This window comes from Halomonas sp. AOP12-B1-6, assembly GCF_052379225.1.
GTDB lineage: Bacteria > Pseudomonadota > Gammaproteobacteria > Pseudomonadales > Halomonadaceae > Vreelandella > Vreelandella casei.
In genome coordinates this window covers 1,142,868-1,161,474 of sequence record NZ_JBQSYK010000001.1, presented here as the reverse complement: position 1 = coordinate 1,161,474, position 18,607 = coordinate 1,142,868, and the positions used below count along the sequence as shown (strand labels likewise).

Below are 18,607 nucleotides of genomic sequence, written 5' to 3'. Positions count from 1 at the left end.
TTCGGCTTATAGCGGTTCGCGGCGTACTACTGCAACATTAAGGGCTTATCGCGATGCTTCAAATAGTCACAATAAAAAGCTTACGCTGGTGTATTGCTTGACCATCGGGCGGACTAGAGTAGTACAGGCGCAGGCGTAATGCTGTGCTGTTAGGTTCAAGTCATTTGTCATATCAGGGAGGTAGTCAATGGCCAATCAAGCCCCCGTCGCCTGGGTAACTGGTGGAACTGGTGGTATCGGTACGGCGATTTGCCGTTCGTTGGCAGAGGCGGGTTATCTGGTCGTCGCGGGTTACCGCAACCCCGATAAGGCCAAAACCTGGCTAGAAACGCAGCAGGCTGACGGCTACAGCAATATCGAACTATCCGGCGTCGACCTGTCCGATCACAATGCCTGCCTGGAAGGTGCCCGCGAAATTCATGACAAGTACGGACCCATCAGTGTGCTCGTGAACTGTGCGGGCATTACGCGTGATGGCACCATGAAAAAAATGTCTTATGAGCAGTGGTACGAAGTGCTCGATACCAACCTCAACAGCGTTTTTAATACGTGCCGCAGCGTCATTGAGATGATGCTTGAGCATGGCTATGGACGGGTTATTAATATTTCATCCATTAATGGCCGCAAGGGGCAGTTTGGCCAGGTCAACTACGCGGCCGCCAAAGCTGGGATGCACGGTTTAACCATGTCATTGGCGCAGGAAACAGCGACCAAGGGTATTACCGTTAATACCGTATCGCCTGGCTACATCGCCACCGATATGATTATGAATATTCCAGAAAAAGTGCGTGAAGCCATCAGGGAAACGATTCCAGTGAAGCGCTATGGTACGCCGGAAGAGATTGGCCGTCTGGTCACTTTCTTAGCCGATAAGGAGTCAGGATTTATTACGGGCGCTAACATCGATATCAATGGCGGTCAGTTTATGGGCTAGTGGCTCGCTATTAGCTGATAACGGCATGTGTGCTTGGTTATGTGAACACGCAAACGGGAGGCTTTTCAGCCTCCCGTTATTGTTTTATCGATGGCGTTAAGCCACGCTTTCGCTAAGGCAGCGGCACTCTTGCTAGCCGGCTCAGTAGATTATCAAACTCTTCCACTTCAGCGGCCCATAGCGCGGCAGGCATCGGCCCTAGCGCCAATAGTGCAGCTAAAATGTCGGTGACATTCTGGTCACGGCTACGTTCTTGATTAAAGCCTTCATTCAGGCGCTCTACCTGAATGGCAAGGCGTAAAGGCTCATCGCTTTGGCGCACGCTGCCCAGTGCCAGCATTGAAAGGTGCACTCTCAAGCGAGCGAGAGAGTCAGCTATTTTGCTGAGTTCCGCATCTGAAAGCGGTGCCTTAACGCTGAGGCGCTGTTCATTGCGTGCGTGATGAGCGGCGATGAACTCTGCGGGAAGCGCAGCGCTGAGTATCGTTTGAGCATCAACATCGTCGGCAATGGCCTCGCCTAGATAGTGCTCGTCGGCAGCTAAGTGAGCATTCACTAACGGCATGATGGCGTGCCACTGCTGGACCGTATCGGCGATCGCAAGACGGTTCAAGCGCTCTCGTCGCGCGCGGACTATGCCGCTCATGCGGCGCTGCATGCCTTCGCTACGTCGATTATGTGGCAGCGGTTCTAGCTGGCTGGCCTGCTTGAGGAAGTTGTCTAGGCTGGTCGCCTCGCTGACGTTAATGGGCTGCCAGCTCTCCATTTGGTCAATTAGCGTCTGCATATCATCCAGCTGTTTTTGCTGACGCGCGGCCTGCTCGTTTTTATGCGCATCGCGCTGGGCAAAGAGCTGATCGCACTCGTGACGAAAGTTTTTCCAAAGCGCTTGCTCTTCACCCTTAGGCGCACGGCCTAGTGCACGCCACTGGTGCTGAAGCTGTTTCGTCAGATGGATACGCTGTGCCAGCGGCTGGCTATCGTCGCTGCGCAGCGCTACGACTTGGCTAATCAGCGCCAATTTTTGTGATGCGATGGTCTCAGCGCGCTGGTCTATCAGCGTTTGCAGGCGATGACGAATGACGCCAAAGCGACGCCCTACGGCCTCAGAGCCTTCTCGCGGGATGGGGCTGTAATGGCGCCATTGATGGCGTGCTTTATCGCGAATCTGTCGAAGTATATCGGGGTCAGCATCTTCTGCGGGCTGTTCCAGTAGGCTTTCAAGCTGATCGCAAAGGGTCTCGCGAGCTTTCAGGTTGGCCGCACGCTCTTCGCTCAATTGATCCCGCCAAGGGGCCAGGCGTTCATGAATGCTGTCTGAAGCGGTGCGAAAACGAGCGGACTGCTCTCGATTAGCCGCCGCGTCACCCAGGGATTTCCACTCTTTGACCAGCTGGCGATGATGGCGGTCGAGCGCTTCTTCGTCCATGTGCAGATCGCTGGCCAGTGCTTCAATGCTGGCGCACAGCTGCTCTCGTTTTGGCCCGGCGACAAAGCCACGCCAATCGCGAAGCTCTGCAAGTCGGGCGGCAAGTTGCTTTAAACGTACTTTGAGAGGCTGGGCAGCGATGCTTTCTAGTGCTTCTATGTTGGGTTTAAGCCGCTGGTGAAGCCGGCTAGCGCTCTTAAAGGCACCGCGTTCTAGCAACTGCTCAAATGTATCCAGCTCCGCCGCATGGGTCTCTACTGTGGCCGTATCTTCAGTGGTCGGCTGTGCCGGGGCGGCATTTTCCGCGCTGAGAGCCGCCTGGGCGCGGCTCAGTAAGCTTGGCGACGAAAAACTTTCGGGCCACTGGCACTGAGCAACCAGCGTTGCCAAATCCGAGTGATCGCCATTGCCCAGGGCAATTTCGATAGCAGGGCTGGTAGCGCTCCAGCGTTGCCATGTTTCTAAGCACTGGTCGTAGTGCTGAATGGCCCTTGCATGGCGTTGGCGGAGGGTGTCGCTAGGCGGATGCATGTCGGACAGCGTTTGCCAGCGCTGGCCTAAAAGCTGGCGCTGGGCGCGCAGGCTGTCGATATCTTGGGCAGTTATGGCGCTGGCATGACGCAGGCCGTCAAGGGTCTCTTCGATACCTTCAAGCAGCTGCTCGCGGGTATTTTCGGCTTCGTCGCGCTGCTCTGCACTTTGCTGACGCGCCTGCTCTTGGGTTTCGTGGTCGTGCAACGTCTTGCGGCCGTTGAGCAGGGCGTGGTGGAAACGTTGGTCCTGCTCAACGCTGGCGGGCTGAGTAAGCTGTTCCCACTGGCGATGGAGGTGGCGGAGGCGGCCGCCGTAAAGAGGCTCCCAGGGCGCACGGGCATGCTGCTCAAGCTGATTAAGCAGCTTTTCTCGTTGCTGCTCTTCGGCTTCCTGCCACTGAGCGTCGCTGCGCAGGCGGTTAAGGCGATCACGCGCTAAGCGAACCACCTGGCGATCACGGCGGGCTTCTTTCAGTAACCGCTTCAGCCCTTCTTCGTCTTCAATGCGCTCGGCGGCCTGATGGCGAACGGCCGCCACGCCGTTATGACACGCCTGATGAATCAAGTCATTGTCATCAGTGAGCTTATCCAGTGCGCTCATGCGCAGACTGAGATTATCGCCTTGCAAGGCAACGGCGCTCAGCGCTCGCGGCTCGTCGATCTGCTCAATAAGTGTTTGGCGCTGCTGCAGATCGGTATGGCCCTCACGTCCACTTATCCGTTGGCAGACGGCATTAAACCAGGCGTCTTCTTGCAGGTGTTGTGGATACGCTTTGACGAGGCCCGCACAGTCATCAAGGGCGAGCAGCGCGGCAAGCTGAATGTGACTATCGCTATCTTGAGCGAGCGACTGCAGCGCTTGGCGCTGTTCGTTATGCTGTGGGTCGAGTCGCTGGAGAGCCTGGCGGCGGACCTCAGGGTCCGGATGCTGCCACCGAGGGGCGAACAGGCGTCTTAACAGTCCGTGCATGGATCATCCTGCTGTATGAGGTGTATAGCGCTAAAAAAAAGCAGTCTTCTACGACAAGGCGGTTGCAGTCACCGGCGCTGTCGCTTAGCTTGGTCTTACTATGATCTGGTAAGCGACTATTTTCTACATCACAATGCGTGAATAGTGCGCTACCTTTATCTAATCTAAACATGACATGGAGTTCGGCCATGAGCCTTAACTTGGATAGTGCCGCAGTGGCCTTTACCTTCAAAGGTGGCATGCTGCCGATGACCGTCATGGAGCTAAGCAGCGCCGACCCGGAACGTATCCGTTTGCAGCTGGCCGGCAAGCTATCGCAGGCCCCCGCATTCTTTCAGCATACACCGGTTGTGCTCAGCGTGGAAAAGCTGAATGAACCCCACTTAGCCCTTGAGCGTATTTGTGCTGTGTGTCGGGATCACAAACTTTTGCCTGTGGCCGTGCGTGGAGGAACCGAGCCGGTGCGCCAGTCGGCATGGGCACTTGGACTGGGCTGGTTTCCTCCGGTTGAAGAAGGCCGTGCACGCGCGCTTGAAAGTGTTGATAGAACGCCAGTGCATGAAGTAACCGCTGAAGACGCGACAAGACAAAATGAGCAGTCAGATGCGCCTGCACTTGGTACACGTCTTTTCCGTGGCACCGTCCGTTCGGGGCAGCAGGTCAGTGCCTCTGAGGGAGATCTGGTTGTGATTGGCGCCGTCAATGCCGGGGCGGAGGTACTAGCCGCCGGCAGTATTCATGTGTATGGCGCGCTGCGTGGTCGTGCTTTAGCGGGTATTCACGGCAATATTCAGGCGGGTATTTACTGCCGTGAACTTGAGGCGGAGCTGTTATCCGTGGCGGGTAATTACAAGCGCATGGAAGATATTGATTCACAGCTGCTGGGGCGGCCAGCAGAAGTTCACTTTACAAAAGAACAGCTTGAAATTAAGCCACTCGGTTAATGTGGTGCGACCGCTGGCAGGCGCTTTACGCCTAGCGACGCCGAAGACACTATCCGTTACAGTGTGGCAAGTTGATAACATTGACGTTCCCGTTATGCGTAGAGCGCTTGATCACTCGCGCTCACGACAAATGACTTCAAGAAGGAAGTGACCTTTGGCCAAAATAATTGTAGTGACCTCTGGTAAAGGAGGGGTTGGTAAAACCACCAGTGCAGCAGCAATAGCCACAGGGCTTGCGCTGCGTGGTAAAAAAACCGTCGTCATCGATTTCGATGTAGGTCTGCGTAATCTGGACCTCATCATGGGCTGCGAGCGTCGCGTGGTGTACGACTTAGTCAACGTTATTCAAGGCGAAGCAGGGCTGAATCAGGCGTTGATTCGCGATAAGCGCGTTGAAAATTTGTTTATTTTGCCGGCCTCACAAACCCGCGACAAAGATGCGTTAACCCAGGAAGGCGTTGCCGAAATCCTGGAGAAGCTGAAAGAAGATTTCGATTTCATTCTGTGTGATTCCCCCGCGGGTATTGAGCGCGGCGCGCAGCTGGCTATGTATTTTGCCGATGAAGCGGTTGTAGTGACCAACCCTGAAGTCTCGTCAGTGCGCGACTCAGACCGTATTTTAGGGCTGCTGGCCTCTAAAACGCGCCGCGCAGAGCAGGGTGAAGACCCTATTAAAGAGCACCTGTTGGTGACGCGTTACAACCCTGAACGAGTCACCTCTGGTGACATGCTGACACTGGACGATATTCGCGAAATTCTAGCAATTAATTTGCTGGGCTTAATTCCTGAGTCAGAAGCCGTGCTACGCGCATCTAACCAGGGCGTACCCGTTACGCACGATATCTCTAGCGATGCAGGCCAAGCATACAGCGATACGGTGTCGCGCTTGCTCGGTGAAGACATACCGCTGCGCTTTCATGAGGTGCAGCGCAAAAGTCTACTGAGCCGCATGTTCGGGGGAGGTCGTCGATGAAATTACTGGAATTTTTGAAGCGTGAGCGCAGGAAATCCGCTTCGGTGGCAAAAGAGCGTTTGCAAATCATTGTCGCGCATCAGCGTGGTCAGCGCGGTCAGCCGGATTATATGCCGCTGCTTGAGCGCGAGCTGCTAGAGGTGATTCGTCGTTACGTTAAGGTAGACGACGATGCGATTCAGATTTCGCTGGACAGTGAAGATAACTGTTCCGTGCTGGAGCTGAACGTCACTCTGCCTAAGGGTTGAGGTCAAGCGCTGAGTCAAAGCGCTGAAGACGCGGCGAAAGGGGTGGCGGGTGTGCTAGGCTTGGGCTTTTCATTGCCCAGCGGAGTGTTTATTCATGGCGCCACCCAATGCTGCCCCTGCCAGTTTTCTCTGGCATGACTATGAAACCTTCGGGGCTGACCCGCGACGCGACCGTCCTGCTCAATTCGCGGCGCTGCGTACGGATTCCGAGTTAAATGAAATCGGTGAGCCGATAGAGCTTTACTGCAAACCAGCCGATGACTATTTGCCCCATCCCACTGCCTGTTTGATCACCGGCATTACCCCCCAAAAAGCCCAGCGTCATGGCCTCCCTGAGGCAGAGTTTGCAGGCCAAATTCAGCGCCATATGAGCGAGCCTGGTACCTGCGTGGTGGGTTACAACAGCCTGCGGTTTGACGATGAGATTTCGCGTCATCTGTTTTATCGCAACCTGCTTGATCCCTATTCGCGCGAGTGGCAAAACGGCAATTCCCGCTGGGATTTAATCGATATTGTGCGCGCTTTTTATGCACTGCGCCCGGCCGGTATCGAGTGGCCGCTGCGCGAAGACGGCGCGCCTAGTTTTAAGCTTGAACACTTAACCGCGGCCAACGGTATTGCCCATGAGGGCGCCCATGACGCGGTGGCCGACGTGCGGGCGACGATTGCGCTGGCCCGCTTACTTAGGGCACGTAATGCAAAGCTATTTGATTATCTACTCGGTCTGCGCGGTAAGCGTGCAGTTGCTCACCAGCTCGACTTAGCTAACGCCAAGCCGCTGCTGCACATCTCGCGCCGCTACCCTGCAAGCCGCGGATGTAGCGCATTGGTGATGCCGCTAGCCGAGCACCCCTCCAATCCAAACGGCGTGATTGTCTACGACTTAAGCGTTGATCCTGATGATTTGCTCAGCATGTCAGCACAACAGATTCGTGACCGCGTGTTTGTTAGTCAGCAGGATTTGACCGAAGGCGAAGCACGGATTCCCTTGAAAGTAATTCATATCAATCGCTGCCCGGTGGTTTTCCCCGCCAGTGCTTTGAAAGACGTTGAGGGGCCGCAGCAGGGCGAGTACGGCAGTATCGTCACGCGTTTAGGGCTCGATGTTGCAGCCTGTCGGCAGCACTGGAAAACGCTGCGCGATGCCAGCGGCATAGCAGAAAAAGTCGCAGAGGTGTTTAGTGCAGGCTACGACGACGGCTCGCAGGATCCTGATCTGATGCTTTATTCGGGCAGCTTTTTCTCCGCCGCAGACCGTCAGCAGATGGAGCGTGCGCGCACCATGGAACCCTGGGATCTAGTGGGCGAGCGCTTTGCGTTTCAAGATGCGCGCCTGGAAGAGATGCTGTTTCGCTTTCGTGCCCGCAGCTACCCAGACACCCTGGAAGGCGACGAGCGAGAGCAGTGGGAGGCGTTTCGCTGGATGCGCATCAACGACCCAAGTTTAGCCGGCTTTACGCTTAAGGCATTTGCGCGCGAAATTGCCCAATACAATCAGCAAACGCTCAGCGATCGTGAAAGGCAAATTCTAGAAGAGCTGGTGATGTTTGTAGAGGCAATGATGCCGGCCCAGGCATTTGACGCCTGAGCCGGTGGTAGTGAGATCCTCCTTAGCGCTTGATGGCTAAGCGTTAAGGATTGCTCTGCTCATTGTGAACCGTAGGCAGTGCTGAAAGCGCTGCTCTGTAGGCTTCGATGTTGCTGCTGGGTTTATCGCCGGGGTTAAAGCGCACGTCCAGGGTATGTGCCCGCAGCGATGGCCAAAGTGTCTTTATATCGTCAAGGCTAACGTTCAGCACCAGGTCGGCTAACTGGCTGCGTCGATCAAAGCGTACGTCTTCCAATGCCGTTGCCTGCCAGTAGCGGTTGGCCATGCCTGAGAGGCTGGTATCTCGCTGGCGCAGCTGGGTGCTGATCGCCTGGCGGTGGGGGGCTAGTTCGTCGTCGCTCAGCTGGGCAAGGCGCTGGCCAGCTTCTTCAAGAAACGCATCCATACGCTCAGCGATAGTGTCGCTGTCGGTATCGGGAGATTGCACCATCATGGCGATGCCTGGCGCATTGAGCAGCGGTGAATAGCCGGCGTTGACGATGTAGCCAAGCTGCTGCTCGGTGCGCAGCTGCTGGTAGAACGGCGTTTCCAGCCACTGGGCGATGACCATCGTTGCTGCCTGCTCTTCAGGCGTTTGGTCACGACCTTGTAAATAGCGCAGCACCAGCGACTCATCCCGTGAGCTGTCAGGGTGCAATACGCTAGGCTCATCACTGACGGCCAGCGGCGTTAGCGTGGCAATGTCGTCGCGGGTCAGGCGGGGCTGTAGCCGGTCACGTATTAGCTGTGCCTGTTCTCGCGCTAGCGCTGCGTCGGTATTGCCAACCGCCATTGCGTCGACATAAAGGTCGCTTAGAAAGCGCTCGCGGAAATCTTCCAGATGGCGACGATCAAACCGCTGGCTAGCAGTGAGGAGCTGCGCGTTAGACCATTGCGGCGTTAGCAAGGCTTCGCCCAAAGTACTGCTGGCTTGGCCGTAAAGAGCGCCTTGAGGGGCGTTGCGCAACTCGCGCTGCAGTTGGTAGCGCACGCGTTCAAAGGCGCTGTCGCTGATGTGGGCGTTCTCCAATTGGTCCAGTGCTTGCTCAATGAGCGGCGTTTGCCCATCGCGCCAGCCGGAGAAAGACAGCGTCATGCCTCGGGCGTGTGGGTAAGCGCTGAACGCCTGGCCCGCTAACCATGCAGGATAAAGCGATTCGTTGAGGCTGTCGTTGAGCCATCCGGCGAGCAGCTGGGTGAGAACGGCTTCTTCCGCTGAGTAGCTTGTAGTGGGATTTTGTAAGCTGACTCGCCATTCAACGCTGGGCGTGTTGAAGCGCGCATCCTGCATGTGCCAAGCGCTAAACGTGGGGGTTTCTACTAGTACACTAGGCAGTTCGTCTTGGCCTTCTAGCAACGTCAAATCGCTGGCAATAAAGGGGTTGGGGGCGGGTAGGGCTAAGCCGCTAAGTGCTTGGCCCACTGTGCCAGGTTCCTGTTCTTTCCACTGCGTATTGAACCACGGCGATATGGTCTCGCTTTCAATATCCGGTGCGGAATAAAAGCGCAGCATGTTACCCGGCGTGAGCGCATCTAGATAAGCCTGCTGACGCTCTGCGTCCAGACCGTCCATGCGATAAGCCGCATACTGCACGTCCTCTACGGGATACCGCGACAGGCTCATGGAAAGCTGAGTGGCCTCCTGCTGAGGGGCACCGTGCTGCTGAAAGCGAAAGCCCTGCTCGTTAAGGCTTTTCTGTTCATCGTAGCGCCAAGCGTTAAGGCCGTCGTTGCGCAACTGCTCAACCGCTGCAAATAGCGTGGCTTGAATGTCATCCAAGCGCTCCGCGCCTGTTGGTGTCAGGCTGATGGAAACGGTGAACAGCGCATCGTTACCGTCACCGCGGCCAACGCCGGCGGAAAGCCCATCGGCAAGCCCTGCATCTCTTAAGACGGCCAGTAGGCTGCCATCGCCCTCGTCACCGAGCAGGTGTGAGATCAACTGCGACGGTTTAGTGCGGTAGTCATCGGTAGGGTCCGGGACGGGAAAGTAAAAGCGTAGCTGGCGACGGTCTTGCAGCGACTGGCGCTCAATATAGCGGGGCAGGGTGTCAGCATCCACGAGCGGCGCATCAATAGTTGGCACGCTTAAGTCGTTGTCGGGAATGTCAGCGAAGCGTTCGGCCACCCACTCTTCCAGCGTGTCCAGCGGCTGAGGTGCGACAATGGCAAGATTCATGACGTTGGCGTCGTAATGCTGGTGATAAAAATCAATAACCCGTTCACGCAGCGTTGCTTCACCTTCGGGCGGGCTGGCGAGCGTTTCACGGCTTCCCACGGCAAAGCCCGTCGTCGCATTATCAGGGTCAAGTAGCTGATTAAGCACATCGTTTTCGCGTCGGGACTCATCGCGAATACGTGCCATATACTCCGAGTGAACGATATTACGCTCGCTGGCTAAATGATCTGCATTGAACAGCGGTGAAAGGAAAAATTCGCTAAAGCGGTCTAGTGCGCCGGGTAGCGCCGATGGCTCAATGTCAAAGAAGTAATTGGTGTCTTGCTGAGCGGTGAAGGCGTTATGAGAGCCCGCGTTATCCGAAATGTAGCGCTGATAGCCGTCCGATTCGGGGTAGGGTTCGGTGCCTAAAAACAGCATGTGCTCAAGGAAATGGGCTAATCCCTTAAGATCGTCAGGATCTTGAGCGCTGCCCACGCGAACATTCATTGATGCGGCCGCTTTGTCTGCTTCTGGGTCGCTGACGATAAGCACATTGAGCCCATTCTCCAGCGTCAAAACGCGATAGTCGCGGCTGTCATAAGGGCTGATGATCGGAGTGATTGTGTCCTTAATCGCGTCTTTAGTAGCGCCAGTCGCCGTGGTGTCACTATCATCGGCTAGCGCGCAAGAGGCTATTCCGAGGCTCACAAAAAAACCAAGCAGCGCGCGCTGAGGCAGAGCGCGCCAGTGCATTAAACTAGAAGATCGCAACATTACAGCTCCTGAGACACAGCCCAGCGCAGCATCGACCCGGTGGGATGGGCGCAGGCCGGTGACTGATAGGCGGGATTATTGACATATTTAGATACCGGAAAAGCGCCTAACAGTTCCAAAGGCGCCGGCGCTAATAGTGAATTAAGCGTTTGTGAGTCGGTGTCCGGGTTAAGCCATGCGGATAGCGCATGGCTTGGGATGACCACCGGCAAGCGGTCGGTCAGCGGTGATAAAAGAACATTGGCGGGCACGGTGATGAGCGCGGCTGAGTCACTAAACGCCGTTAGCGTGGTGTGGTAGCGGCACCATAGCGCGCCTAGCAGTAGCGGCGCCCGTGATACCTGGGTGACCAAGTAAGGCTGCTTGCTGCGCGGCTGATTTTTCCATAGATAGAAGCCGCTGACCGGGATGACGCAGCGGCGTGCGTTAAACGCATCGCGAAACATTGCTCGAGATTCAAGCGTTTCGGCTCGCGCGCAGTGAGGCGCATGATCTAGCACCTCGAGCCAGGGGGGCGTTAATCCCCAGAAAAGCGACGATAGCCGATACTGGCCCTGCTCAGCGCGAATCGCGGAGATGGGCTGTCGAGGCGCAAGGTTGGGCGATTCAATCAGCGGCTCAGATGTGTCGAGCGTCGGCAATAAACGGGTCAGCGGTAAGTTTTGCACATGCAGTCGCCCCGTCATACTTACCTCCTTTAGCAAAATCGTCGTGGAAGTGTACCTGTATAGCGGGAGACTTCGCGCAATAAAGCACGAAAGGGTGTTTTTTAGTGTCGAAAACAGTGTTCGATATAAGGTATCCTATATCACCCGTTGTTCCGACTAAAGTGCAGCGAGGCTTCCTTCTTGTTTGTTGTTGACCTTAAGAGATCGCCATGGCCCGTCCTAGACAGCATGCGCCCGATGCCCTCCATTCGCAGGTGATGAACGCTTGTGATGAGTGGTTGGCTGAGCAGCCAGTCCATGGTCTTTCACTGCGTGCCTTGGCGCGAGACGTCGGCTGTGCTCCCAGCACGCTGCTCAAGCTATATGGCAGCTTTAATAACTTATTGCAGCACGTTAATGTTGAGTCGCTAGCCCGCTTACAGCACACCATTGCTAGCCTTGCCGATGACGCCCCTGAGCCATGGCTGCGCGCGTTGGCGCATTCCTACTGGCGGTTCGCTGAGCAGGATTGCTACCGCTGGCAGCTACTTTTTGATTACCCGCTGGCGCAAGAGGGCGAGCTGGATCAGCGCCAAAGCGATTTGATCGAAGCGCTATTTACGCAGGTGGAGGCGTCGCTTAAATCTTATCAGCCTGCACTGGATGATCTTGAGGCACGTCGTTTGGGGCGTACTCTGTGGGGCAGTGTGCACGGCCTTGTTCAACTGGGCCTGAATGAGCGATTGGGCTACTGGCAAGGCCAGCAGTTGAAGGTTGATGAACTGTTGGATCAACTCATGAGCACCATCCTGGCGGGTTTGCGTCACCGTGAGGCATCGTCGTGACGGGGTGGGTTAATGCAGCTCGCCAAGTGTTGCGCTGGCTTATTTTTGTTTCAATGCGGCTTTGCTATCGGCTGCAAGTGCACGGTCGTCAGCATATTCCCCGTCAGGGAGCCGCGCTGGTGGTGTGTAACCACGTAAGCTTTATGGATGCGCTGGTGCTTGGAGGCGCGAGTCCTCGCCCGCTGCGCTTTGTGATGGATCAGCCGATTTTTGATTCCCCGTGGTTTAAATGGTGGTTTCAGCTGGTGGGGGCTATCCCTATTGAGTCCGAACGGCGCAGCCCGGGTGCTATAAGGCGTGCGTTGGATGATGTCAGCGAGGCGCTGCGCCAAGGTCAAATTGTCATGGTGTTTCCCGAGGGGCGATTAACCCCCGATGGCGAAATTCACGCCTTCCGGCGCGGTTTAGAGACGATTCTGGCGCGCGACGACGTACCGGTCATTCCCGCCGGGTTGGCAGGTCTGTGGGGGTCGTGGACCTCTCATCATGGCGGCAAAGCGCTTAAGAAATGCCCCCGGCGTTTCCGCGCCCCGGTCAGTTTGCACTTTGGGCCAGCGCTAAACCGTCTGGATGCTGACGACATGGCGCTAAGGCGGTTTCTTGAAGCGCGAGTGAGGGCGCTAAAGGCTGCGGCCGATCAGGACCTCGCCAATCGCCGCTGAAGGATGCTCTGCTGGCGAGCCTTAGCCTAGCGGCGTGGCAGGCGAGCTTTCTGCCAGCAGCGTGCTGAGGTGATGAGGTTGTCGCGAATCTCTAATATCTCCATACGCATATTGCCGATCTGTAGGCATGCAGGGCCTTCTGGAAACGCCTCAAGATGCTCAAGAATTAGCCCGTTCAGCGTTTTGGGCCCATCGGTAGGCAGCTGCCAGCCGAGCATTTTGTTAATCTCCCGGATATTGGCGGTGCCTTCAATCACATGGCTGCCGTCATCCTGCTGATGAATCTCTTCATCTTCGGACACGTCAGTGGTGAACTCGCCCACGATCTCTTCCAAAATATCTTCCAGCGTGACGAGGCCGTCCACGTCGCCATACTCATCGACGACGATGCCGATACGCCGCTTCTGCTTTTGAAAATTGAGTAGCTGGGTATGTAGCGGCGTCGATTCAGGAATAAAGTAGGGTTCACGGGCTTCCTGAACAATCGAGGCTTTGGTGACTTCGTCGCGAGAGAGAAAGCGTGCCGCATTGCGAAGGTGCAGCATGCCAATGATGTTATTGATATCGCCTTTATATACCGGCAGTCGCGTGTGCTGGCTGGTGCGAATCTGAGTCAAAATATCTTCTAACGAATCATCCAGATCGATACCCAGCACTTCATGGCGCGGCACCATAATATCGTTCACCGTGACGTTCTCCAGATCGAGAATGGAGAGCAGCATCGCGCGGTGGCGGTAAGGAATCAGCGTGCCGGCTTCATGAACGACGGTGCGCAGTTCATCTCGCGTTAGGTTGTCGCCACCGCTATCAACGCTTTTAACGCCAATGAGTCTGAGTAGGCCATTCGACATCACGTTGACCAGCCATACCAGCGGATAAAGCAGCTTTAGCAGCGGCTCAAGCGCGTAAGACGTGGGGTAAGCAATGCGTTCTGGCTTAATCGCGGCGTAGGTTTTGGGCGTGACTTCAGCAAAAATCAAAATGGTAATGGTTAGCAGGGCGGTAGAAATGGCAGGCCCTGATACGTCGCCAAAAAAGTGAATGGCGATAATCGTGGCAATCGAGGCAGCCAAGTTATTAACGAAGTTGTTGCCGATCAGAATGACGCCAATTAGGCGATCTGGGCGGGTGAGCAGGCGCATAACCCGTTTTGCTCTGCGATCACCGCTGTTAGCCTGATGGCTCAAGCGGTAGCGGTTGATCGACATCATGCCGGTTTCAGAGCTGGAAAAAAAAGCAGAAAGCACTATCAGTAAGGCTAGCAGGCCGAACAGTAACCCCAGGGGGAAGTCGTCGCTCAAGTCGAAAGGTCCTTTGTGGCGTATTAGGCTCGTTTTTAGAAGGTAGCGAGTAGTGTGTCAAGACAACTAAAGGCGTGGTTGCGCCTCGTCAGCAATTAAGCCGTTATCGGTTGAGTAGCTATCGATTGAGTATAATCTCAAGTACAAATTTGCTGCCAAAGTAAGCCAGCACGAGCAAGCCGCAGCCGCCTAGCGTCCAGCGCACGGCGCGCATGCCGCGCCAGCCAAAGCGATAACGGCCTATCAACAGCGTGGTGAAGATTATCCAGGCCAGGAGCGACAGCACTGTTTTATGCGCTAAGTGCTGGGCAAAGAGATTGTCGAGGAAAATGAGCCCGCTAGCGATGGAGAGCGTCAGCAAGATAATGCCGGCCCACACAAGTTCGAAGAGCACCCGCTCCATGGTCGTGAGCGGCGGTAACGATTGCACAATGCCACGTATATGATGGTGGCGAAGCGCTTGGTTCTGCAGGCCCACCAGCACTGCCTGGGCCGCGGCAATCGCCAGTACGGCAAACGCAAGCGCCGAGCTTACCGCATGCAGCAAAATGCCGGGCGTTAGGCCGGTATGACCCCCTTGATTCGGTAGCCAAGTGGCTGCCAAGAGCGCAATGCCTGCCAGCGGGAATAGTGCAATGCCAGCGTTTAAAACCGGTTTGAACAGGCTAGCCACGAGCAGCACATTAACCGCTACGGCCATCAGTAGCGTGGCGCTAGTGGAAAAGCCTGGCAAAAGCCCTGGGGATTGTCCTACCAGTTTGATCGCCACGGGGATGTGCAGCAACAGGCCCAGCACGGCGATTAGGCGCACCATACCTTGGCGCGGCGGCACGCGCCGGAACAATGTCATGCCCTGCCAAATGGCAGCGGCGACATAGAGAATAAAGGCCATCGTGGCGAAAGGGAGCGCCTGCATTGATGCTATCCGTGCGCCTTGCAGCGCGTTGCTTTAAATAAGTAAACGACGTTAAGAGCGGTTGCGGCCAAAACCTACTCCGCTACTATAACGAATCCAAGCCATATCGCACAGCCGTGCACGCGTATACGAAAATAGCGTGCTGGCTCTCATGATCGTCAATGCGCCCCATGGAGACTCAGGGCGTGAACGCGTATAATCGCGGCACATCAGTCCAGGGCGTGCGCGCCGACGGCAGTGACGGAGGCAGAGAGGCCCCATGTTCCAGAATCTTAGCGAGCGTCTTTCCCAGACGCTAAAGTCGATCAAAGGCCAGGCTCGCCTGACCGACGACAATATTAAAGACACCTTACGCGAAGTGCGCCGAGCACTGCTTGAGGCCGACGTAGCGTTGCCGGTCATCAAGGAGTTTATTGAACGCGTGCGCGAGCGGGCCGTTGGGCAGGAAGTATCCAAAAGCCTGTCGCCCGGTCAGCAGTTCGTCAAGATCGTTCAGCAAGAGCTGGAAGCGATCATGGGCGAAGCTAACGATGGCTTCGTGCTTAAAGGCTCCCCCGCGGTTGTATTAATGGCGGGTCTACAGGGTGCGGGTAAAACCACCTCTGTGGCCAAGCTGGCTCGCTATCTGCGTGAGCGCGAGAAGAAAAAAGTGCTGGTAGTGTCTGCCGACGTCTATCGTCCGGCGGCTATCGACCAGCTGGAAACGTTGGCGAAAGAGGTCGAGGTAGACTTCTTCCCGTCTCGCTCTGATCAGCAGCCGGTCGCGATTGCCGAAGCGGCGATCAAGCACGCTAAGATCCAGTTTCACGACGTAGTGTTGATCGATACCGCCGGCCGCCTGGCGATTGATGAAGCGATGATGGCGGAAATCCAGGCGCTGCATAAAGCAGTCTCGCCTCAGGAAACGCTGTTTGTGGTCGATGCCATGACCGGTCAGGATGCCGCCAATACGGCTAAGGCATTCAGCGAAGCGCTGCCGCTGACCGGGGTGATCCTGACCAAGGCCGACGGTGATGCTCGTGGTGGCGCGGCGCTGTCAGTGCGCCACATTACCGGCAAGCCGATCAAGTTTATGGGTGTCGGTGAGAAAGTAGATGCCCTGGAACCGTTCCATCCCGACCGCGTGGCCTCGCGCATCCTCGGTATGGGCGACATGCTGTCGCTGATCGAGGAAGCTGAGCGCACCGTCGATAAATCCAAAGCCGCCCAGCTTGCCAAAAAAGTTAAGAAGGGCGATGGCTTTGATCTGGAAGATTTTCGCGACCAGCTCCAGCAGCTTAAAAAAATGGGCGGTATGGGTGGCCTGTTAGGTAAGCTGCCTGGTATGGGGCAAATGGCCGAGATGGCCCAAGGCCCAGGCCCTGAGAAAGAGATGGGCAAGCTTGAAGCGCTGATTAACTCCATGACGCCTAAAGAGCGCCGTAAGCCCGACCTGATCAACGGTTCGCGCAAGCGCCGTATTGCCGCCGGTGCAGGCCTGCAAGTGCCGGACCTTAATCGTCTGCTCAAGCAGCATAAGCAGATGCAGAAAATGATGAAAAAAGCCGGCCAGAAGGGCGGCATGCAGAAAATGATGCGCGGCATGTCAGGCATGATGGGCGGCGGTGGCTCGGGTGGCCCAGGTGGAATGGGCGGCCCCGGCGGCATGGGCGGTATGGGCGGCCCCGGTGGATTGCCGCGACGCTAAAGTAGGCATCTGCTCGCTGGGTAAGGTTGACGGCCTTTGAGTTTTCTGGCTGTCAGGCTTTCCAAGCAGAGCGCATTTGCGTAGAATGCGGCCTCTTCATGCGTGGGTGTTGCCTAAAAGCGCGTAAAGCGCGGCAGCAGCGCCCATCAATGAAGGCCTTTATATAGCATGTAGCACGACGAGTGTTCCGACGGCGCTAAGCGCTAGAAATACACTCTCGTAACCTCAACCGAAGGATAGTTATCGTATGGTTACCATTCGTTTGGCCCGTGGTGGCGCCAAGAAGCGTCCCTTTTACCACCTGACCGTTACTGATTCTCGTAACGCTCGCGACGGTCGTTTCATCGAGCGTATCGGCTTCTTTAACCCGGTAGCCCGTGGTCAGGAAGAGCGTCTGCGCGTTGACCTAGACCGCGTTATTCACTGGCAGAGCCAAGGCGCCCAGCTTTCTGGTCGTGTTGCTGAGCTGGTTAAAGAAGCACGCAAACAGGCCTAAGCCTGCTGTGTGAGACTTGCTGTGTGAAATTAGTTGAGTGCTAGGTAGCTGAGGTCGTCAATGACGCGTTCTGAACTGAGTCAAAAGCTAAGCCAAGAACTAAGCCAAACTGACGACACGCATGTGGTGCTAGGCAAGCTGACTAGCCCTTATGGGGTGAAAGGTTGGCTGAAGGTGTATTCCTATACTAGCCCGATGGACAGCATTCTCGAATACCCGGAATGGTGGGTGCGCCAAGGCGAAACGCTTAAGCGCATAAGCATTGTTCAGGGGCGTCGGCAGGGCAAAGGCGTTGTGGTGCAACTGCAGGGCGTTGATGACCGTGATGCGGCTGAAGCATTGGCCCAAACGGACATTCTGATGCCTAAAGAAGCACTGCCCGAGCTTTCTGACGACGAATACTATTGGCATGAGCTTGAAGGCATGGCGGTCTTCACTCAGGCCGGCGAGCGGCTAGGGCGGGTAAGCTACCTGTTTGAAACCGGCGCCAACGATGTCATGGTGGTTCGCGGTGATCAGGATGCGATCGACATGCGTGAGCGGCTGCTGCCGTTTTTACCAGACGATGTCATTGTCAAAATCAGTCTCGACGAGGGCCGCATGGTCGTCAATTGGGATCCTGAGTTTTGAGAGAGCTGAGTAAGCTGAGCGAGTTGGATGCGCTGAACAATGATGTGCCGTCCGACTCAAGTGAGCCGGTCACTGGTGAAAACCTAGCAACGCCTGCAATGTGGATTGGTGTGGTGTCGTTGTTTCCCGAGATGTTTGATGCGCTAACGCAACAAGGCGTGGTCGGCAGAGCGGTAGATAAGCAGCGTATCGCACTGGAATTTTGGAATCCGCGGGATTATGCCACTGACCGCCACCGCAGCGTTGATGACCGCCCCTATGGCGGTGGTCCTGGGATGTTGATGAAAGTCGATACCCTGCGCGCAGCGATTTTTGCAGCCCGTGAGCGGGCACAGCAAGCCACTGGCCAAGTGCCGACGGTGATCTACCTGTCGCCTCAAGGGCGTAAACTAGATCAGCAGGGCGTTCAAGCACTAGCTTGTGCCGGACCACTAGTAGTCGTGGCTGGGCGCTATGAAGGCATTGACGAGCGCGTGGTAGAAAGTGACATCGATGAAGAATGGTCAATTGGTGACTATGTGCTGAGCGGCGGTGAGCTGCCAGCGATGGTGCTGATTGATGCGGCGGCAAGGCTGATTCCCGGCGTGTTGGGCCATCAGGATTCCGCTGTCGAAGACTCGTTTAATGACGGTCTGTTAGACTGCCCGCACTACACCCGTCCAGAGGTTGTTGACGGGCGCCAAGTGCCCGATGTGCTGTTAAGCGGTAATCATGCAGCCATCAAGCGCTGGCGGTTAAAGCAGTCGCTAGGCCGGACATGGCAGCGTCGTCCAGATATGTTAGAAGGGCGGCCGTTAGATGCCGAACAGCGCAAGCTGTTGAATGAGTTTATCGAGGAACACGCGCTGTCCACTCAGTAGGCGTTTGCC

16 protein-coding genes are annotated in these 18,607 nt (G+C 56.0%); 11 read left to right on the top strand and 5 right to left on the bottom strand.

The features are described 5' to 3' along the window. The first annotated feature begins 187 nt into the window (after positions 1-187). Entirely contained in the window at positions 188-934 is a 747-nt protein-coding gene (gene phbB / locus ACT3TR_RS05210; RefSeq protein WP_444624418.1) for an acetoacetyl-CoA reductase, read from the top strand. A 112-nt stretch (positions 935-1,046) separates the two neighbouring features. On the opposite strand, the gene ACT3TR_RS05205 is transcribed toward phbB, so the two are convergent. After that, entirely contained in the window at positions 1,047-3,866 is a 2,820-nt protein-coding gene (locus tag ACT3TR_RS05205) for a DUF349 domain-containing protein (RefSeq protein WP_444624419.1), read from the bottom strand. A 188-nt stretch (positions 3,867-4,054) separates the two neighbouring features. Between ACT3TR_RS05205 and minC the strand changes: the two genes are divergently transcribed. The 4 genes from minC to sbcB all read left to right on the top strand — a co-directional run bounded on the left by minC (position 4,055) and on the right by sbcB (position 7,619). Further along, a complete protein-coding gene (gene minC / locus ACT3TR_RS05200) occupies positions 4,055-4,810 on the top strand; it encodes a septum site-determining protein MinC (RefSeq protein ID WP_096276087.1) in 756 nt (251 codons plus the stop codon). A 154-nt stretch (positions 4,811-4,964) separates the two neighbouring features. Beyond that, positions 4,965-5,783 (top strand): septum site-determining protein MinD, encoded by an 819-nt coding sequence (minD, locus tag ACT3TR_RS05195; RefSeq protein WP_096276085.1) that lies wholly within the window; start codon positions 4,965-4,967, stop codon positions 5,781-5,783. Beyond that, a complete protein-coding gene (gene minE / locus ACT3TR_RS05190; protein WP_096276083.1) occupies positions 5,780-6,031 on the top strand; it encodes a cell division topological specificity factor MinE in 252 nt (83 codons plus the stop codon). The genes minD and minE overlap by 4 nt, the downstream gene beginning before the upstream one ends. A 94-nt stretch (positions 6,032-6,125) precedes the next feature. Further along, positions 6,126-7,619 (top strand): exodeoxyribonuclease I, encoded by a 1,494-nt coding sequence (gene sbcB, locus ACT3TR_RS05185; protein ID WP_441684529.1) that lies wholly within the window; start codon positions 6,126-6,128, stop codon positions 7,617-7,619. A 43-nt stretch (positions 7,620-7,662) separates the two neighbouring features. Here the strand turns inward: sbcB and ACT3TR_RS05180 are convergent, their stop codons facing one another. Both ACT3TR_RS05180 and ACT3TR_RS05175 read right to left on the bottom strand, forming a co-directional pair. Further along, positions 7,663-10,554, bottom strand: coding sequence for an insulinase family protein (locus tag ACT3TR_RS05180; RefSeq protein ID WP_444624420.1), 2,892 nt, complete (start codon positions 10,552-10,554; stop codon positions 7,663-7,665). Continuing rightward, positions 10,554-11,240 (bottom strand): SOS response-associated peptidase, encoded by a 687-nt coding sequence (locus ACT3TR_RS05175; protein ID WP_441684527.1) that lies wholly within the window; start codon positions 11,238-11,240, stop codon positions 10,554-10,556. Before ACT3TR_RS05175 ends, ACT3TR_RS05180 begins: the two co-directional genes overlap by 1 nt. 191 nt (positions 11,241-11,431) lie before the next feature. On the opposite strand from ACT3TR_RS05175, the gene ACT3TR_RS05170 reads away from it, so the two are divergent. Both ACT3TR_RS05170 and ACT3TR_RS05165 read left to right on the top strand, forming a co-directional pair. Beyond that, positions 11,432-12,046: a TetR/AcrR family transcriptional regulator gene (locus ACT3TR_RS05170; protein WP_096276075.1), complete on the top strand. Its 615-nt coding sequence runs from the start codon at positions 11,432-11,434 to the stop codon at positions 12,044-12,046. Then, positions 12,043-12,708 (top strand): 1-acyl-sn-glycerol-3-phosphate acyltransferase, encoded by a 666-nt coding sequence (locus tag ACT3TR_RS05165; protein ID WP_096276073.1) that lies wholly within the window; start codon positions 12,043-12,045, stop codon positions 12,706-12,708. The genes ACT3TR_RS05170 and ACT3TR_RS05165 overlap by 4 nt, the downstream gene beginning before the upstream one ends. A 26-nt stretch (positions 12,709-12,734) precedes the next feature. Here the strand turns inward: ACT3TR_RS05165 and ACT3TR_RS05160 are convergent, their stop codons facing one another. Beyond that, on the bottom strand, positions 12,735-14,009 hold the full coding sequence (locus ACT3TR_RS05160; RefSeq protein ID WP_444624421.1) for an HlyC/CorC family transporter: 1,275 nt from the start codon (positions 14,007-14,009) through the stop codon (positions 12,735-12,737). Positions 14,010-14,127: 118 nt separating this feature from the next. Continuing rightward, complete coding sequence (locus ACT3TR_RS05155) at positions 14,128-14,925, bottom strand: cytochrome C assembly family protein (RefSeq protein ID WP_441684526.1); 798 nt, start codon at positions 14,923-14,925, stop codon at positions 14,128-14,130. A 259-nt stretch (positions 14,926-15,184) separates the two neighbouring features. Between ACT3TR_RS05155 and ffh the strand changes: the two genes are divergently transcribed. The 4 genes from ffh to trmD all read left to right on the top strand — a co-directional run bounded on the left by ffh (position 15,185) and on the right by trmD (position 18,598). Next, entirely contained in the window at positions 15,185-16,612 is a 1,428-nt protein-coding gene (ffh, locus tag ACT3TR_RS05150) for a signal recognition particle protein (RefSeq protein ID WP_444624422.1), read from the top strand. Between the two features lie 247 nt (positions 16,613-16,859). Continuing rightward, positions 16,860-17,108 (top strand): 30S ribosomal protein S16, encoded by a 249-nt coding sequence (gene rpsP / locus ACT3TR_RS05145; protein WP_096276065.1) that lies wholly within the window; start codon positions 16,860-16,862, stop codon positions 17,106-17,108. A 60-nt stretch (positions 17,109-17,168) separates the two neighbouring features. Beyond that, positions 17,169-17,738, top strand: a complete 570-nt coding sequence (rimM, locus tag ACT3TR_RS05140) for a ribosome maturation factor RimM (protein WP_444624423.1) — start codon at positions 17,169-17,171, stop codon at positions 17,736-17,738. A 98-nt stretch (positions 17,739-17,836) separates the two neighbouring features. Next, a complete protein-coding gene (gene trmD / locus ACT3TR_RS05135; protein WP_096282205.1) occupies positions 17,837-18,598 on the top strand; it encodes a tRNA (guanosine(37)-N1)-methyltransferase TrmD in 762 nt (253 codons plus the stop codon). Positions 18,599-18,607: the final 9 nt, after the last annotated feature.

Coding starts and splice junctions, on each gene's coding strand:
- rpsP (WP_096276065.1), top strand. CDS start 16,860: ATGGTTACCATTCGTTTGGCCCGTGGTGGCGCCAAGAAGCGTCCCTTT.
- sbcB (WP_441684529.1), top strand. CDS start 6,126: ATGGCGCCACCCAATGCTGCCCCTGCCAGTTTTCTCTGGCATGACTAT.
- ACT3TR_RS05170 (WP_096276075.1), top strand. CDS start 11,432: ATGGCCCGTCCTAGACAGCATGCGCCCGATGCCCTCCATTCGCAGGTG.
- minC (WP_096276087.1), top strand. CDS start 4,055: ATGAGCCTTAACTTGGATAGTGCCGCAGTGGCCTTTACCTTCAAAGGT.
- ACT3TR_RS05205 (WP_444624419.1), bottom strand. CDS start 3,866: ATGCACGGACTGTTAAGACGCCTGTTCGCCCCTCGGTGGCAGCATCCG.
- ACT3TR_RS05175 (WP_441684527.1), bottom strand. CDS start 11,240: ATGACGGGGCGACTGCATGTGCAAAACTTACCGCTGACCCGTTTATTG.
- ACT3TR_RS05155 (WP_441684526.1), bottom strand. CDS start 14,925: ATGCAGGCGCTCCCTTTCGCCACGATGGCCTTTATTCTCTATGTCGCC.
- rimM (WP_444624423.1), top strand. CDS start 17,169: ATGACGCGTTCTGAACTGAGTCAAAAGCTAAGCCAAGAACTAAGCCAA.
- ffh (WP_444624422.1), top strand. CDS start 15,185: ATGTTCCAGAATCTTAGCGAGCGTCTTTCCCAGACGCTAAAGTCGATC.
- phbB (WP_444624418.1), top strand. CDS start 188: ATGGCCAATCAAGCCCCCGTCGCCTGGGTAACTGGTGGAACTGGTGGT.
- minE (WP_096276083.1), top strand. CDS start 5,780: ATGAAATTACTGGAATTTTTGAAGCGTGAGCGCAGGAAATCCGCTTCG.
- trmD (WP_096282205.1), top strand. CDS start 17,837: ATGTGGATTGGTGTGGTGTCGTTGTTTCCCGAGATGTTTGATGCGCTA.
- ACT3TR_RS05180 (WP_444624420.1), bottom strand. CDS start 10,554: ATGTTGCGATCTTCTAGTTTAATGCACTGGCGCGCTCTGCCTCAGCGC.